Annotated in this window: 17 protein-coding genes; 12 read left to right on the top strand and 5 right to left on the bottom strand. The window is 46.1% G+C overall.

What is annotated here, in order from left to right:
* The first annotated feature begins 4 nt into the window (after positions 1–4).
* From ABXJ76_RS05525 to ABXJ76_RS05515, 3 genes are read left to right on the top strand one after another with little or no spacing between them, the layout of a single operon-like run.
* A complete protein-coding gene (locus tag ABXJ76_RS05525; protein ID WP_432744931.1) occupies positions 5–238 on the top strand; it encodes a hypothetical protein in 234 nt (77 codons plus the stop codon).
* Positions 226–651, top strand: coding sequence for a type II toxin-antitoxin system VapC family toxin (locus ABXJ76_RS05520; protein WP_432744928.1), 426 nt, complete (start codon positions 226–228; stop codon positions 649–651). Before ABXJ76_RS05525 ends, ABXJ76_RS05520 begins: the two co-directional genes overlap by 13 nt.
* Positions 648–1,856 (top strand): restriction endonuclease subunit S, encoded by a 1,209-nt coding sequence (locus tag ABXJ76_RS05515; RefSeq protein WP_432744925.1) that lies wholly within the window; start codon positions 648–650, stop codon positions 1,854–1,856. The genes ABXJ76_RS05520 and ABXJ76_RS05515 overlap by 4 nt, the downstream gene beginning before the upstream one ends.
* Here ABXJ76_RS05515 and ABXJ76_RS05510 read toward each other — a convergent pair.
* Positions 1,853–2,947: an RNA-guided endonuclease InsQ/TnpB family protein gene (locus tag ABXJ76_RS05510; RefSeq protein ID WP_432744922.1), complete on the bottom strand. Its 1,095-nt coding sequence runs from the start codon at positions 2,945–2,947 to the stop codon at positions 1,853–1,855. The two genes, ABXJ76_RS05515 and ABXJ76_RS05510, sit on opposite strands and share 4 nt — an antisense overlap.
* A gap of 284 nt (positions 2,948–3,231) precedes the next feature.
* Between ABXJ76_RS05510 and ABXJ76_RS05505 the strand changes: the two genes are divergently transcribed.
* The 5 genes from ABXJ76_RS05505 (at position 3,232) to ABXJ76_RS05485 (ending at position 8,069) form a co-directional block, all read left to right on the top strand.
* Complete coding sequence (locus ABXJ76_RS05505; RefSeq protein ID WP_432744920.1) at positions 3,232–3,462, top strand: hypothetical protein; 231 nt, start codon at positions 3,232–3,234, stop codon at positions 3,460–3,462.
* A gap of 408 nt (positions 3,463–3,870) precedes the next feature.
* A complete protein-coding gene (locus ABXJ76_RS05500) occupies positions 3,871–4,758 on the top strand; it encodes a Fic family protein (RefSeq protein ID WP_432744917.1) in 888 nt (295 codons plus the stop codon).
* 58 nt (positions 4,759–4,816) lie between these two features.
* Positions 4,817–5,866 (top strand): type I restriction endonuclease, encoded by a 1,050-nt coding sequence (locus ABXJ76_RS05495; RefSeq protein WP_432744914.1) that lies wholly within the window; start codon positions 4,817–4,819, stop codon positions 5,864–5,866.
* A 66-nt stretch (positions 5,867–5,932) separates the two neighbouring features.
* The gene (locus ABXJ76_RS05490) at positions 5,933–6,820 is read left to right on the top strand and encodes a DEAD/DEAH box helicase family protein (RefSeq protein ID WP_432744911.1); all 888 of its coding nucleotides are present in this window, start codon (positions 5,933–5,935) and stop codon (positions 6,818–6,820) included.
* Positions 6,780–8,069: a type I restriction enzyme subunit R domain-containing protein gene (locus tag ABXJ76_RS05485; RefSeq protein ID WP_432744908.1), complete on the top strand. Its 1,290-nt coding sequence runs from the start codon at positions 6,780–6,782 to the stop codon at positions 8,067–8,069. Before ABXJ76_RS05490 ends, ABXJ76_RS05485 begins: the two co-directional genes overlap by 41 nt.
* Before the next feature lie 397 nt (positions 8,070–8,466).
* On the opposite strand, the gene ABXJ76_RS05480 is transcribed toward ABXJ76_RS05485, so the two are convergent.
* The 3 genes from ABXJ76_RS05480 to ABXJ76_RS05470 all read right to left on the bottom strand — a co-directional run bounded on the left by ABXJ76_RS05480 (position 8,467) and on the right by ABXJ76_RS05470 (position 10,856).
* Positions 8,467–8,688, bottom strand: coding sequence for a VF530 family DNA-binding protein (locus ABXJ76_RS05480; protein WP_432744905.1), 222 nt, complete (start codon positions 8,686–8,688; stop codon positions 8,467–8,469).
* A gap of 3 nt (positions 8,689–8,691) precedes the next feature.
* Complete coding sequence (locus ABXJ76_RS05475) at positions 8,692–9,534, bottom strand: PA4780 family RIO1-like protein kinase (RefSeq protein ID WP_432744902.1); 843 nt, start codon at positions 9,532–9,534, stop codon at positions 8,692–8,694.
* 95 nt (positions 9,535–9,629) lie between these two features.
* Positions 9,630–10,856: a TIGR03862 family flavoprotein gene (locus ABXJ76_RS05470; protein WP_432744900.1), complete on the bottom strand. Its 1,227-nt coding sequence runs from the start codon at positions 10,854–10,856 to the stop codon at positions 9,630–9,632.
* A 216-nt stretch (positions 10,857–11,072) separates the two neighbouring features.
* On the opposite strand from ABXJ76_RS05470, the gene ABXJ76_RS05465 reads away from it, so the two are divergent.
* Positions 11,073–11,402: a cupin domain-containing protein gene (locus ABXJ76_RS05465; RefSeq protein WP_432744898.1), complete on the top strand. Its 330-nt coding sequence runs from the start codon at positions 11,073–11,075 to the stop codon at positions 11,400–11,402.
* Positions 11,403–11,471: 69 nt separating this feature from the next.
* On the opposite strand, the gene ABXJ76_RS05460 is transcribed toward ABXJ76_RS05465, so the two are convergent.
* Positions 11,472–11,831, bottom strand: a complete 360-nt coding sequence (locus ABXJ76_RS05460) for a diacylglycerol kinase (protein WP_432744896.1) — start codon at positions 11,829–11,831, stop codon at positions 11,472–11,474.
* Positions 11,832–12,059: 228 nt separating this feature from the next.
* Between ABXJ76_RS05460 and ABXJ76_RS05455 the strand changes: the two genes are divergently transcribed.
* From ABXJ76_RS05455 to pssA, 3 genes are all read left to right on the top strand, one after another.
* Complete coding sequence (locus ABXJ76_RS05455; RefSeq protein WP_432744894.1) at positions 12,060–12,977, top strand: GNAT family N-acetyltransferase; 918 nt, start codon at positions 12,060–12,062, stop codon at positions 12,975–12,977.
* Complete coding sequence (locus ABXJ76_RS05450; RefSeq protein WP_432744892.1) at positions 12,977–13,777, top strand: lysophospholipid acyltransferase family protein; 801 nt, start codon at positions 12,977–12,979, stop codon at positions 13,775–13,777. The genes ABXJ76_RS05455 and ABXJ76_RS05450 overlap by 1 nt, the downstream gene beginning before the upstream one ends.
* Positions 13,778–13,845: 68 nt before the next feature.
* Positions 13,846–14,358 (top strand): CDP-diacylglycerol--serine O-phosphatidyltransferase, encoded by a 513-nt coding sequence (pssA, locus tag ABXJ76_RS05445; protein ID WP_432744889.1) that lies wholly within the window; start codon positions 13,846–13,848, stop codon positions 14,356–14,358.
* Positions 14,359–14,397 lie beyond the last annotated feature (39 nt).

The following is a 14,397-nucleotide window of genomic DNA, read 5'->3' as shown; positions in this document are numbered from 1 at the left end:
AAGCATGCAAGCCATAGAATTTGAAGCAACCACTTTTCAACATACCATTCGTGTTCCTGATGATATTCCCGATGGCGTTGCGCTTCGGGTTTTGTTGCTCGTTGATGATTCAAAAACAAAAAACGATAACGATACCAGTCACTGGAAAAACCTGCTTGGGTCAATGCCCGATGTTGGCAGCGATGAAGATTTTGCTCGTCCTTTGGACTATGGGCGGGAAATATCATGGGATTCTTAATCGATACCAACGTGCTGTCGGAATTACGCAAAGGCTTAAAAGCGAACGTTGGTGTACAAAACTGGTTTTCAAATGCGGATAGCAATGGCCTGTATATTTCGGTTTTAACCTTGGGGGAAATTCGTCAGGGTATCGAACAACTTAAACGCCGCGATTTACAAGCATCAACCGCTTTAGAAGTCTGGCTTAAGCAAATTGAAATAGCATCGGCGCGTCTTGTTTTGCCGGTTACTCAAGCGATTGCTGACCGTTGGGGATATATCAATGTGCCTGACAAAATGCCGGTTATTGATGGATTTTTAGCGGCGACCGCTTTGGTTCATGATTTAACGCGGGTTACTGGAAATATTCGTGATGTTGAACGCAGCGGCGTTAAAATGTTAAATCCGTTTCTTGAAGAATCGCGCTCATGAAATATCAGGCGTATGCTGAATATAAGGATTCCGGGGTTGAGTGGTTGGGTATTGTGCCTAGTCATTGGGAAAGCGTTAGGCTGAAATATGTTGCAATCTTAAAAAGTGGAAAGATTGAAACAGGATCGGGATATAGATATGTAGGAATGGAAAATATTGAATCTGGAAATGGCAAGTACCTCGTTAAAGACGACATAAGCCCTGAAGGCCTATCTACATCCTTTTCAAAAGGAGACGTGCTGTTTGGAAAGTTAAGGCCATATTTAGCCAAGTCATGGTCGGCCGATTTCTCAGGTATTTGTTCCTCAGAATTTCTTGTTTTAAAAAGCGTAAAGGTTTGCCCTAGGTTTCTAAATTATTACACATTGACTGATGAGTTCATAAGACAGGTGGATTCATCTACTTATGGGTCAAAAATGCCTAGGGCTAGTTGGGATTTCATAAGTTTGATGGATACTCCTGTCCCACAGATTGAGTCAGAAAAAATCGCCAACTTCCTCGATCACGAAACCGCCAAAATCGATAGCCTGATCGAAAAACAACAACAGCTCATCAAACTGCTCAAAGAAAAACGTCAGGCAGTCATCAGCCATGCCGTCACCAAAGGTTTAAATCCCAATGCCCCCATGCGCGACTCAGGTGTTGAATGGTTAGGTGACGTTCCAGAGCATTGGACGTTGCCTAAAATAAAATGGTTTTTTAAAACAGAAAGTGGTGGTACACCGAATACTTCAAAATTTGAGGCGTATTATCAAGATGGCGATATTCCTTGGATTAGAACAACAGATTTGAATAATAGTGAGCTATTTGAAGCGCCTATATTAATAACAAAACAAGCTGTAATAGATTCTGCGTGTTCTTGGTTACCAGAAAACACTGTTTTAGTCGCTATGTATGGTGGAGCAGGTTCAATAGGTAAGCATGCAATATTAAAATTTATATCAACAATAAATCAGGCTGTTTGTGCAATTTTACCTAATGAAAAAATTGATCCAAATTTTCTTCATTTGTACGTTGAATTTTATAGGCAATATTGGATGGTTGGTGCTGAAGGTACTAGAAAAGATCCTAATATAAATCAAGAAACTATTAGAGAGTTGATGATTTCTTGTCCACCACTTTATGAACAAATTGAAATTATTCGAATTACAAAAGAGAAACTTTTGGTTATAGATGAAGTAACAATTGACTCCTCCCCGACCTAAAGGACGGGGATTCCTACCGCTAGACGCTTATGCCCAAGCGCGAGAATGTTCTTTGCCGCATTAATATCTCTATCATGCGTTGTGCCACACTCGGCACAAGTCCATGCTCTTATTCCAAGTCCTGTTCTACCTTTCGGACTACTGGCGCTTATGCAGCCGCAGCACGAACAGGCTTGGGTAGTGTACGACTCGTTGACCTCTATAAACACGCCTTGCGTCCTGATGGACTTATATTCAAGTTGTGTTTTCAGCATCGCCCAGCCTGCATCTAAAACGGACTTTGCCATTTTAGTTTTCGCAAGGCCGGACGCGCTGACGTTGCCAACGACAATTAAACTGTTTTCTTTAACTACTTTGTTGCTGAATTTATGGATCGCATCCTTGCGTCTATGCTTAATCTTGGCATGAATCGCTTTAACCCGTTTTTTATCCCTAGCCCGTTGCGCGATGCCCAACTTGGCTTCGCTGTTGCGGTAGCAATCCTGTCTTGCCAAAGTATCGCCATTGGAACAGGTGGCTGTGGTCTTTAAGCCGAGATCAATGCCTATTTGACCGCCTTCCGCTTGCCTTATTTCAACATCAACATGCACCACGATATTGAAATACCAGCGACCGCGCGAATCCTGGCTAAAACAGCCGGAACGAAAATCAAACTGGCTCAAGCCGTAGCTATCCCAGACCTTGAAATACTGACGGGCATAGCGGATTTGACCGTTAACCCATTTTGCTGCTCCTGACTTAAACGGAACCCAACCTAATGCGCGTCTGGCTCCACCGGAGCAGCGCCAATTGAGCTTGTTTTTCTTGAATTGCTTTCTGGCTTTGGCATGAACGGCAATAACTTCTTGAACCGCCGTCGAGTCGATGATCATGCCGCGTTCTTTGCGGATGCCTTTTAAGTCTTTCATCAACTCAAACGCGGAGGTGCCGAAGTTCATGTAGCCGACTTCCGGCACAGGAACCCATGAAAATTCATCAGAATAGGCATTAGCGGCGTTCCAGACTTGATTCGCATCAAACGCCATGCGATTTAACACGATGGCGTGTTTATCGCGGACTCTGACTGATAATGTTCTGATTACGGGTTTCATGGTCTCCAAGATACGGCTTGTCGATTACTCTGTCAAAAAAAATCAAGAGCACACCTTACATCCCCGCCCTGAACGACGGGGCTTTACGGTGCTTTTTGGTAAAGAAGCGGCATGAATCAGTTTCCATTTGCGAATAATTTTGACTCATTATCAAGGAACTCATAATCAATGCCTACATGCTGGATAATTGCGGGGCCAAATGGCGCACGAAAAACTACCTTTGCATTAGAATAAAGGCGCGCAACGGAATGTTATTCACGATAAATTTTAAAAGAGGCTGGACTATGAATACTGTTAAAAAACAACCGCCTGAAAAAAGCCGGATTATTCTTAGTTCATTAAAGGAAGCCGTCGCGAATGCCTTGGAAAAGAAGCGAAAACTCGGTCAATATGGGGTAGTCTGGGAAGACAATAAGCTGGTCTATAAAGGCATAGCTATCTACACAAGTCATTATAGCCGGACGGGGCAACGCTCGTTCCCGCGCTCCTGCGTGGGAATGCATACGCAAGCATGATGACATTCAGAGTCAGTATGGATTCCCATGCTCCCGAGACGGTGAAAGTGTTATCCAAATCGAGCTGAAAAAATTATTTACCACAGAGAACACGAAGGACACGGAGCAAACAACAGCATTAATTCAAGGTATTAAAAACTTCGTGCTCTCGGCAACGCAGGAGCAGTTGCTCTACCTCCTGCATCCATGCAGTCGTGCCGGATCGCCCCTACCCTTTATCGCGACAACGGGCAAAGATAACTATGCTATAAAGGGGAGGATGCGCCGCAAGTGGATTCAAAATAATGAGATGGGTTAAAGGCTAGAAATGCCTGAGAACCCGATGTGAGAAACAAATTTATTTATATTGAATGTATTTCCCGCTTTTGTTACCCTGACTGAAAATAATGGGCAACAATCATAATTATTATGAAATACAGTAATATAGGTGCTATAGATAAACTTGACCGGCTTCAATCGGCGTTGGTTTATTCGACTAAGCTCGCGGAAGCGATTGGCGTTTCAAGGAGAACGCTTCTCAACTGGCGGCAGAAGCCTGAGTCAGTTTCTGCCAAGTGCCGTCTGGATATTGATGTTTTGTATTGTCGGCATTTTTTGATTCCTGAGTGGGATGATCCCAAACAAAGCTTCGAAGCCATTTTGCTGCCGGACGATATGCCTCACAACAAGGCGTTGTTTCTGCCATTTCTACGCCGTTTGAGTTACGGCACGATTGAAATTGAAACCGGCATGGCGAAGGCGGATTTCGATAACATTATTGATGGAAAGAACGTGCCTAAGAATATGGACAGGCAGACTTTTCTTGAAGGCTTTAATGCTTTTATTACGCATAAGCAGCTTTGGCAGAAAATTGTGGAGCATGGCGAGCCGATGCCGATCACTGTAGAGAGCATCAAGACCTTGCATGCCGATTTTATGCGGGGTATTCATGATAATGCCGGTTTTTTTTCCACCCAGATTCGCGTGATGGCGCAGTTAGAAGGCGTGCAAACCACTGAACCGGAAGATATTGAGGAGGAAGTGGTTCGATGGGTTTATAAAGAGGCTAAGGCCGTTACGCTGGAAGCCATTGCCAAAGCCCATGCTTATTTTATTCTGATCCATCCGTTTGGCGATGGTAATGGCCGTGTGGGACGCGCCTTGGTGATGGCGCAGTGCTTGAATGCCCGGCTAATGCCGCCGGTATTTGACGGTGAGAATAGGGCGATGTATTACGTTGCGATGGAGCATGCAATGAAGCATGGCCGTTATGCGCCGTTGGTTCGTCTTTTTTATGAGGCAGCCAAACCGAAGTAATGGGTGTATTACTTCCGATGCAAAAACGGGAAGCCCAAAAACGATATGGAATAATAATATGAGTAGTAAAGCCAACGAGTTACCTTTTCAAAACGACATGATTGGTCATTTGGTCGCCAACGGCTGGTTATTGGGCAAGGCTGAAAACTACAACCGTGAACTGGCTTTGTATCCAGAAGATTTGTTGGGTTTTGTGCAAGAGACGCAAGATGCCCAGTGGCAAAAATTCTGCGGCCTTTATCCGAGTAACCCCGAAGAAAAGTTTTTAGAGCGTGTCGCCACGCAACTGAATAAAGCCGACCCGAATGCCGCCAATAAAGAGATGCGTACCTTTGGCACTTTAGGCGTGTTGCGCCATGAACTGCGTGACCGTGGCACTCGCTTTAGTCTGTGCCAGTTTAAGCCCGAGCATGATTTAAACCCGGAAACTTTGTTACGTTACCGAAAAAACCGTTGCCGGGTTGTGCCCGAGTTGGTTTATAGCCCGTGGGCAAACGAAGCTCACTTGGCTGAAACTGGCGCAAAAGCAAAAGCCTGGCGGATTGATTTGGTGTTGTTTGTCAATGGCTTGCCGATAGCGACCTTGGAGTTAAAGTCAGAATTTAAGCAGGCGGTACATAATGCCATCAAGCAATATGAAACCACCCGTTTGCCTGTCGACCCGGCGACCAAAAAACCGGAGCCGTTATTAAGTTTTAAACGCGGGGCGTTGGTGCATTTTGCCGTCAGCCAATATGAAGTGTATATGGCGACCCGTTTGGAAGGCGATGATACCTACTTTTTACCGTTTAACAAAGGCACTCAAAACGGTGGTTCCGGTAACGATGTGCCGGAAGATATTAATCGATACGCCACCGATTATTTATGGAATGAAGTGTTGCTGCCGACTAACCTGCTCAATATTCTTGCCCGCTTTGTGCATTTGCAGATCGAAGAAAAGGAAGACTGGGAAGGACGCAAGTACAAAAAAGAAGCCCTGATCTTCCCCCGTTATCATCAATGGGATGTGGTCACCAAGCTGGTGGAGGCTGCACGTAGCGAAGGCCCCGGTCATAAATACCTGATTCAACACAGTGCCGGTTCCGGTAAATCCAATTCCATTGCCTGAGTAGCGCATCAGTTATCGTCACTCTATGATGCGGTGGGTCGCAAACAATTTGACTCAGTCATTATCGTGACCGACCGAACGGTATTGGATGACCAGTTGCAAGATACCATCTATCAGTTTGAGCATGTCGATGGCGTTGTAGGACGCATCAATAATAAAGAGGGCGATGGCTCAAAATCCGAAAAACTGGCCGCTGCACTGGAAAATTCGCAACCGATTATTATCGTCACCCTTCAAACCTTTCCCCATGTGTTAAAAGCCATTGAGAACAGTGTCAGCTTAAAAGAGCGGCGTTACGCAATTATTGCCGATGAGGCGCATTCATCACAAACCGGTTCTACCGCGCGTCAGTTAAAAGAAGTATTGATGATTGATGCGCAAGGCAGTGATGAAGACGAAGTGACTGCCGAAGATATTCTGGATGCGGCCATCACCTCACGCCGCGCTTCCGCTAATGTCAGTTATTTGGCTTTTACGGCCACGCCAAAAACCAAAACATTAGAGTTGTTTGGTCGCCTGCCCAATCCGAATGAAGCGCCGTCTAAAAACAATTTGCCCGAAGCCTACCATGTGTACAGCATGCGCCAGGCTATTGAAGAAGGCTTTATTCTGGATGTATTAAAAAACTACACCAATTACAAAGTGGCTTATAACCTGGCGTTAAAAATTCAGGGTATTGATCAGGAAGTTGAAAGCAAAAGAGCCAAGGTAAAACTCAATCAATGGGTACGTCTGCATGATTACAATATCTCACAAAAGGTACAGGTGATTGTTGAGCATTTTAAAGACAACGTGATGGGGCTGTTAGGCGGTCAAGCCAAGGCTATGGTCGTCACCAGTTCGCGTAAAGAAGCCGTGCGCTACAAATTGGGCTTTGATAAATACATAGTGGCTCAAGGCTACCAAAACATCCATGCCATGGCGGCCTTTCTCCGGCGAGGTGGAGTTTACTGATAAAGATCCAAATTCTGCAGGCTTGCTGGGCGAGAAGTTTACCGAAAGTCATATGAACCCGAACCTCAAAGGCCGCGAACTGCGTAAAGCCTTTGATTCTGATGATTACCAAGTGATGATCGTGGCCAACAAATTCCAGACGGGGTTTGACCAACCCAAACTCTGCGCCATGTATGTGGATAAAAAGCTCGGTGGGGTGGAGTGTGTGCAAACGCTGTCGCGGCTGAATCGTAATTATCCCGGTAAAGCCGAAATAGGCACGTTTGTGTTGGATTTTTTCAATGAGCCACAGGATATTCTCGATTCCTTTCAGCCGTATTACCAAACTGCGGAATTAGCGGATGTATCTGACCCTGATTTAGTCTTTGATCTATTTGATAAGCTGCGTGCTGCCAATATTTTTACCTGGCAAGAAGTTGAACAATTTTGCGAGTCGTTCTTTGTTAAAAGTAAGAGTACTGCGGCAATCGCTAATATTTGCAAACCAGCGGTCGAGCGTTGGCAGAAGCGTTATAAATCAGCCATTGATGCGTATCAACAAGCCAGGGCTATGTTTGAACGTACCCAGAAGACTGCCGATGCGGTGTTGATGGCTAATGCTGAAAATAGCTTTAAGGAATGCAAAAAGGAAAAAGACGCGCTCGAAATCTTTAAAAAGGATTTGGGCACTTTTGTCCGCTTTTATGAGTTTATGTCGCAGATTGTCGATTACGACGATAAGGCATTGGAAAAACTCAGTCTGTATGCCCGTAATTTACGCCCCCTATTGCGTGAAACGTTATTGGAAGAAGACGGTATCGATTTAAGTGGCATAGAACTCAGCCATTACCGCCTTTCTGTGATTCGTCAGCAGGACTTGAGACTGCAAGAAGATTCAGCTGACTATAAACTTGATCCCGGTGAAGGCCTGGGTACGGCTAAAGCTAAAGATAAACAGGAAGAATTTATTTCGCAGATTATCAGCCGTTTGAATGAGCTTTTTATGACCGATCATTTAACGGAAAAAGACCTGGTGAATTACGCGTACACCATCAGAGATAAAATCAGTGAAAATGCCTTGGTCATGAAGCAAATCGCCAATAATTCTACTGAGCAGGCGATGCTGGGAGATTTCACCAAAGCCGTTGATGATGCGATTATGGATAGCAGTGAAGTGCATCAAAATCAAATGATGCAATTATTATCCGATCCCGCCAGAGTAGCTGGTTTTGCCAAGGTGGTGTTTGATTTGTTGAAATTGGCAGGGTGAGTGCTTTAACCCATTTTAAGGACGGCTATTTTCCCCGCCCATCCATCCAAAAATAAATAAGGGTAGACGCTATCATTAGTTATCAAACTCTATTAAGGAATCTATTGAAGATTGAATCCACATTGGGGCATTGGTTTTGCTTATCCGTGTATTATTCAAATTTAACTCCAAAGGCCCGAGCGCCGAAGGCGTATTCAATTCCGTATTGATTTGCTCTAATTGTTCTAATTGCCATAGCAACTCTAACAAATCAGCTTGATTAATATTCTTCTTGAATTTCCTCATTTTTTATAAAAAGCTATTACTTTCTAACCCCAGAAATTGTTACTCAGCGTCCAGTATTGACCATTATTCATCATCAGTCCTGCATCGGCTATTAATTCCGAATCCAAAGAATTCAGTCTTCTTTTTTAACCAGGTACAGTTCTTCAACCTGCTTTCTCGCCCACGGTGTCTTTCTTAAAAACGTCAAACTCGATTTGATGCTTGGGTCGTTATTGAAACATCTAATATCAATTATCCTGCCCAGTTCGGCCCAGCCATAATCGGCTACCAGCTCTTCCAGCAGCCTTTCTAAGGTAATGCCATGCAATGGGTTTTCCGGTTGCTTATCACTCATAAGTTAATCTTCATGCTCATAGCGGCGGCGTATCGCCTCGTCTCTGGCATCATCAATTTCACGCATGATGCTGCCAACGTCAGCCGCTTTGTTGTTAGACTTAAATCGGCCGGTCAATTCGACTTGTGGCGTCAAATCACCGCTCTCATAGAGTTTCCAGATCTCTTTGCCATACTCGGTAGTCAGCAGCTCTGGGGCAAAACGGCCAAAATAATCGGCCAAATTGTCTACATCGCGTTCCAGCATCCTGGCTGCATTATTGTTGGCCGCCGCATCGACTGCCTGAGGCAGATCAATGATGACCGGGCCGCTGGCATCAACCAGAATGTTGTATTCGGAAAGATCGCCATGCACCAGTCCGGCACACAGCATTCTGACCACTTCTTTAATCAGCAAGCCATGATATTCAAGCGCTTGCTCACGACCCAACTCAAGATCGTTAAGTCTGGGCGCGGCATTGCCATGCTCATCGGTGACCAACTCCATCAGCAACACGCCCTCGACAAAGTTAAAGGGTTTAGGAACGCGCACACCAGCAGCTGCAAGACGGTATAGCGCATCGACTTCGGCATTTTGCCACACCTGTTCCTGCTGCTGCCGACCGAATCGGCTGTTTTTCTCCATAGCGCGCGCTTGGCGGCTATTTCGCACCTTACGTCCTTCCTGATACTGAGCCTGCTTGTGAAAACCGCGTTGGTTAACATCTTTATAGACTTTAGCGCAACGGATCTCGCCTTCAGACAATACCACGTAGACAGCGGCCTCTTTACCGCTTTTTAACGGACGAAGAACCTCGTCAACGAGGCCATCCCGCACTAGCGGTTCAATACTTTTTGGAGTTTTCATAGCCGCCCTTACACACTGCCCTGATAAAAATTAAAAACATTAGCGACCTTTCTCTTCGACATAGACTTTGATCCGGTAGTTCTTTCGTTGCTATTTTACTTTATTTGCAACGCTTCGGTAGAGACTAATTTTCCAGCTGCAAAGTCGCCACATTGCAGCCAGGACAACGCGCCCTCCCCTGCAACTCGCCCGCTGGCAAAACAGGCGGTTAATAAGTAACCGCCGGTCGGCGCTTCCCAGTCCAACATTTCACCGGCACAGAATACACCCGGCATGGTGCGTATCATTAACTGCGGGTCGAGCGCATCAAAGGCAATGCCGCCCGCAGTGCTGATGGCCTCGTCAATAGGCCTTGGCGCCACCAGTTTAACCGGCAATGCCTTGATAGCTTCGCAAAGGTGAGCCGGATTATCAAAATCTTCTTTCAATAAAACTTCTCTCAACAAGCCTGCCTTTACGCCATCAATACCGATTCGCTTGCGCAGATGATTTGCCATGGTGTGCTTACCGCGCGGCGCTGAGATTCTGTCGATCAGATAGTGTTTGTCCTTGCCGGGCGCAAGATCCAGATAAACCGTCGCCGTTCCGGTTGCCGCAAGCTGTTCGCGCAACAACGCAGACATTTTATAAATCAAGCTGCCTTCAACACCGTCTGCGGTCACGATCAGTTCGCCCGGCTGGCAAAATTCAACGTCTGCCGAAGAACTAAAAGAGGCCAGCACCGATTTCAACGGCTGTCCGGCAAAACGGCTGCGAAAAAATTCACTCCACTCCACGTCAAAGCCGCAGTTTGAAGGCTGTAGCGGTTCAACCGCAACCCCTTGTTGAGCCAGCAACGGCACCCACGCACCGGTAGAACCCAGCCGCGCCCAACTGCCTCCGCCCAAAGCCAGCACCACTGCATCGGCGCTGACTTTTTTTTCGCCTTCCGGCGTTAAAAACCGCAGCAAGCCATCATCCCAACCCAGCCATTGATGGCGCATATGAAAGCTCACGTCGTCTGCACGCAATCGATGCAGCCATGCCCGCAATAATGGCGCAGCCTTCATATCGACTGGAAATACCTTGCCTGACGAACCGACGAAAGTATCAACACCTAAAGCCTGCAGCCATGCCCGTAAAGCCTCAGAGCCAAAGGCATCCAGCAGCGGTTTGATATGTGCTTTACCAGAGCCGTAGCGGGACAGGAATTGGTCGAAAGGCTCGGAATGGGTAATATTCATTCCGCCTTTTCCAGCCATCAGGAATTTTCGACCTACGGAAGGCATAGCATCGTATAGATTGACCTTTACACCCGCTTGACTTAAGACTTCCGCAGCCATCAATCCGGCGGGGCCGCCGCCAATAATCGCGACGGTATTGCGGGCTGTTATGTTTATCGGTGCGTTACTGATGGTCTTGCTCTCTACAATTTAGTGATTTATGGCTCGAAGTTTCTATTATTTGCAGAGTATCTATATCCCCAACAACAGGCATTATACAATACCGTTCAGTCCCTGAATTCATGAAATGAAACCCGCTACCGACTCAATAACCAAATGTATCCTATTATCCCCAATATTTTTAAAAACATACCCAATCAACTACCGGAAGAACTGATTGAATGTATCTTCAAACAGGATAATATGCATATCGAACGCATTGTATCCAAGGGTCATATTACGCCGGCAGGACAATGGTACGATCAAGATGGCGATGAATGGGTAATGCTGCTTCAGGGACAGGCAACTATTCTTTATGAACAAGGCAATCAAAGCCTTCATTTAATAGCCGGTGATTACCTGCTGATTCCGGCACATACGAGGCACCGAGTCGAATGGACGCCGCCCGGCCTTAACACTATCTGGTTGGCTGCGCATCTGCATTGATGCCAATCAGTGTTGCTGTCGATTAATCTCATGATAGTAGCTGCCCGTTCCCATCCGCCAATGCCAGACCTAAAACAGAATGAGTGCCCAGGTTACCGCTGCCCAAACCAGTGACATCATAACGGCAGCCGAACCGATGTCTTTAGCGCGGCCCGATAATTCGTGATGTTCAAGACCCACTCTATCGACGACAGCCTCTACCGCCGAATTTAATAACTCAACCAGCATGACTAACACCATACTGCCGATCAACAGCAGTCTTTCAATAGTCGTTTCTCCGAGCCAGATTGCCAGAGGGGTGGTTACCACAAACAGGACAACTTCCTGTCTGAATGCTTCTTCATGCGTCCAGGTTGCTTTAAAACCTGCGACCGAGAAAAAGCACGCGTTTATCAATCGTTTAACGCCTTTTGCATTTGGATTTGCCATTGCTGTATTTAAAAATGAAGTGAAAGTTATGGTTTTTTAATCTTGCATCTTTACGTCCTTTAGCGCGACTGATGATGCATGACGCCGTATTTAAGCAGGAATTGCGAACAATGCCTAGATTGTCATCAAAACTTAACCATCCTGTCATTTGATGTTCATAAACTCGACACGAAACTGACACCTTTATTCATTAAGGTATCCACATCTTTATTAGCCCTGTGGATACCCATGAAAAAAATAGACGTAGCAATACAGATTAAGCCTACCAAACGGTTGGAATCTTTTGTTATCGCCAGGGATGGTGTGTATGCCGGAAACCTGCCGGGAGCAGGTGCAACGGCAAACTCGGAAGCGCTAATCAAAGAAGCCCAGGCATTGCGTTTCCGTGTGTTTGCCAAGGAAATGGGCGCCAAGCTCAAGACCGAAGCGGAAGGTCTGGATTATGATGAGGTGGATAGTTATTGCGACCATTTGATTGTCTATGACAACGTCAATAAAAAAATAGTCGGCTACACGCGTTTGCTTAACCAAGACCAGGCGGAGCGCCTTGGCCGTTTTTATTCCCAAAGCGAATTCAATCTGGATCAGGTATTAACCTTGCCCGGCCGTTTTCTGGAAATAGGCCGGACTTGCGTTGATCCCGATTATCGCGGCGGCGCGGTTTTAACAACGCTTTGGTCGGCATTGGTTCAATATGCGCTTGAAGGGCAATTCAATTATTTGCTCGGTTGCGCCAGCATTACTCCGGGCCCCAGCGGCTTTGCCGTCGATGCGGTTTATCGGAATATCGATGCCAAAAATATTGCGCCCTCCTCTATTCAAGTCACACCCAGCATTCCGGTGCCCAGCGAATTAAGGTGTAAACGGGATGAATCGGGCATTCCTCCGTTGCTCAAAGCTTATTTTCGTTTCGGCGCCATGGTCTGCGGCGAGCCTTGCTGGGATGAGGATTTTAACTGCATGGATTTATTCATGTTACTGCCGCTCGACCAACTGCAAGAACGCTACAGCAAACACTACATGAGAGATTATATCGCCAGGGATGGTGTGTATGTCGCAGGCCAGTCGGGAACTGGCGCAGCGATCGCCAGGGATGGTGTGCATGCCGCAAACGTGCCGGTAGCAAAGCGCAGCGCAGGCTGGTAATGAAGCTGAAAATCCGGCTGTACTATAAACTTTTTCTGATCGTCATCCTGTTTATTAATGGGCTCATCATAGCTGCCGGTATTTTTCCTATACTAGGTTTTCTAAACTCAGCAAGAGAAGCCAACATTAAACGGGATGCGCTAAAATCCCGTTGGCTTAGATGGTTCAGCACTATTGTTAATCTGCATGTCATCAAAGAGGGTGAACTGCCGGAACGACGTGCGCTCTTAGTCAGTAATCATATCTCCTGGCTGGACATCATCGTTATCGGCCAATATTTACCGGCCTGTTTTGTTGCCAAGAGTGATATTTCAAGCTGGCCTGTGATCGGTTATCTGGCCAGACAGGGCGGTACCATTTTTATTCATCGCGGCAATAAACAACATATCAAGATGACCGCCGAAAAAATGGCCTGGCTGCTAAAACAAAACAGCAGCATTATTGCTTTTCCCGAAGGAACCACAACCAAGGGCGATGAGGTGCTGCACTTTCATGCCTCTTTATTTCAGCCTGCATTGTTAACCAGATCGTCTATTCAAGCCGTAGCCGTTCAATATCTAGGGGCCGCTAAAGAACACGCGCCTTTTGTCGGTGACGATGCTTTTGTTCCGCATTTAATCAAGATGCTAACGCTGGAGAGAATCGAGGTGCGGCTTAATTTTCTTCCTGCTATTAACAGTTCAGGAAAAGACCGTCATGCCGTCAGCCTTGAAACAAGAGGCATGATATGGGAAAAAATTTCAGCCGGTTTACCGGCGGATAATGCAGACCCGCAACGTTTAAAATCATCTCAAGGTTAAAGTCATCACCCTATCACGAGCCTATTATAGGCTGACAACAGTTGTAACGTTAATCACCAGGATACGCGATGAACATTTTAAGTTTACTGAAAATTGCTGATATTTTTACTGTTGGAAATCTGTGCTGCGGCATCCTTTCTATGTTGCTGGCACAGGACGGTCTTTATGGCTTAAGCGCATTGCTGCTGTTTTTGGCGGTGGTGTTTGATGTGCTTGATGGAAAAATAGCCGGTCTACTGCATCAAAAGAATCTTTTCGGCAAACAAATCGATTCCATGTCCGACCTGATCTCCTTTGGCGTTGCTCCCGCCTTGTTATTTTATTCACTGGGCTCTCCCGGTGTTTTAGGTATCGCAGTGGCTTTGTTCTTTGTCGCCTGCGGCATGCTTCGGCTTGCACGCTATAATATTTCCGAAGGAACGGGGTTCGAAGGCGTGCCTATTACGGTGAACGGCGTCCTGTTTCCGGTCCTTTTCCTGCTTTTTGGCAGTTTCCCTCAAAGCCTGAATTATTGGCCGCTGGTCTTTTTAATTCAGGGTTTCCTGATGATTTCTACGTTTAAAATAGCGCGGATATTCTGATCTGCTCCTGAATCCATTATGAAAGAAAAATTGTTGTCG

Source organism: Methylobacter arcticus (assembly GCF_050917435.1).
GTDB classification, from domain to species: Bacteria; Pseudomonadota; Gammaproteobacteria; order Methylococcales; family Methylomonadaceae; genus Methylobacter_A; species Methylobacter_A titanis.
This window is presented reverse-complemented; position numbering and strand designations above follow the sequence as displayed.

What these genes read in the sequence shown, in the direction of transcription:
- ABXJ76_RS05525 (WP_432744931.1), top strand. Translation starts at nt 5, where the DNA reads ATGCAAGCCATAGAATTTGAAGCAACCACTTTTCAACATACCATTCGT.
- ABXJ76_RS05520 (WP_432744928.1), top strand. Translation starts at nt 226, where the DNA reads ATGGGATTCTTAATCGATACCAACGTGCTGTCGGAATTACGCAAAGGC.
- ABXJ76_RS05515 (WP_432744925.1), top strand. Translation starts at nt 648, where the DNA reads ATGAAATATCAGGCGTATGCTGAATATAAGGATTCCGGGGTTGAGTGG.
- ABXJ76_RS05510 (WP_432744922.1), bottom strand. Translation starts at nt 2,947, where the DNA reads ATGAAACCCGTAATCAGAACATTATCAGTCAGAGTCCGCGATAAACAC.
- ABXJ76_RS05505 (WP_432744920.1), top strand. Translation starts at nt 3,232, where the DNA reads ATGAATACTGTTAAAAAACAACCGCCTGAAAAAAGCCGGATTATTCTT.
- ABXJ76_RS05500 (WP_432744917.1), top strand. Translation starts at nt 3,871, where the DNA reads ATGAAATACAGTAATATAGGTGCTATAGATAAACTTGACCGGCTTCAA.
- ABXJ76_RS05495 (WP_432744914.1), top strand. Translation starts at nt 4,817, where the DNA reads ATGAGTAGTAAAGCCAACGAGTTACCTTTTCAAAACGACATGATTGGT.
- ABXJ76_RS05485 (WP_432744908.1), top strand. Translation starts at nt 6,780, where the DNA reads ATGCCATGGCGGCCTTTCTCCGGCGAGGTGGAGTTTACTGATAAAGAT.
- ABXJ76_RS05480 (WP_432744905.1), bottom strand. Translation starts at nt 8,688, where the DNA reads ATGAGTGATAAGCAACCGGAAAACCCATTGCATGGCATTACCTTAGAA.
- ABXJ76_RS05475 (WP_432744902.1), bottom strand. Translation starts at nt 9,534, where the DNA reads ATGAAAACTCCAAAAAGTATTGAACCGCTAGTGCGGGATGGCCTCGTT.
- ABXJ76_RS05470 (WP_432744900.1), bottom strand. Translation starts at nt 10,856, where the DNA reads ATGGCTGCGGAAGTCTTAAGTCAAGCGGGTGTAAAGGTCAATCTATAC.
- ABXJ76_RS05465 (WP_432744898.1), top strand. Translation starts at nt 11,073, where the DNA reads ATGTATCCTATTATCCCCAATATTTTTAAAAACATACCCAATCAACTA.
- ABXJ76_RS05460 (WP_432744896.1), bottom strand. Translation starts at nt 11,831, where the DNA reads ATGGCAAATCCAAATGCAAAAGGCGTTAAACGATTGATAAACGCGTGC.
- ABXJ76_RS05455 (WP_432744894.1), top strand. Translation starts at nt 12,060, where the DNA reads ATGAAAAAAATAGACGTAGCAATACAGATTAAGCCTACCAAACGGTTG.
- ABXJ76_RS05450 (WP_432744892.1), top strand. Translation starts at nt 12,977, where the DNA reads ATGAAGCTGAAAATCCGGCTGTACTATAAACTTTTTCTGATCGTCATC.
- pssA (WP_432744889.1), top strand. Translation starts at nt 13,846, where the DNA reads ATGAACATTTTAAGTTTACTGAAAATTGCTGATATTTTTACTGTTGGA.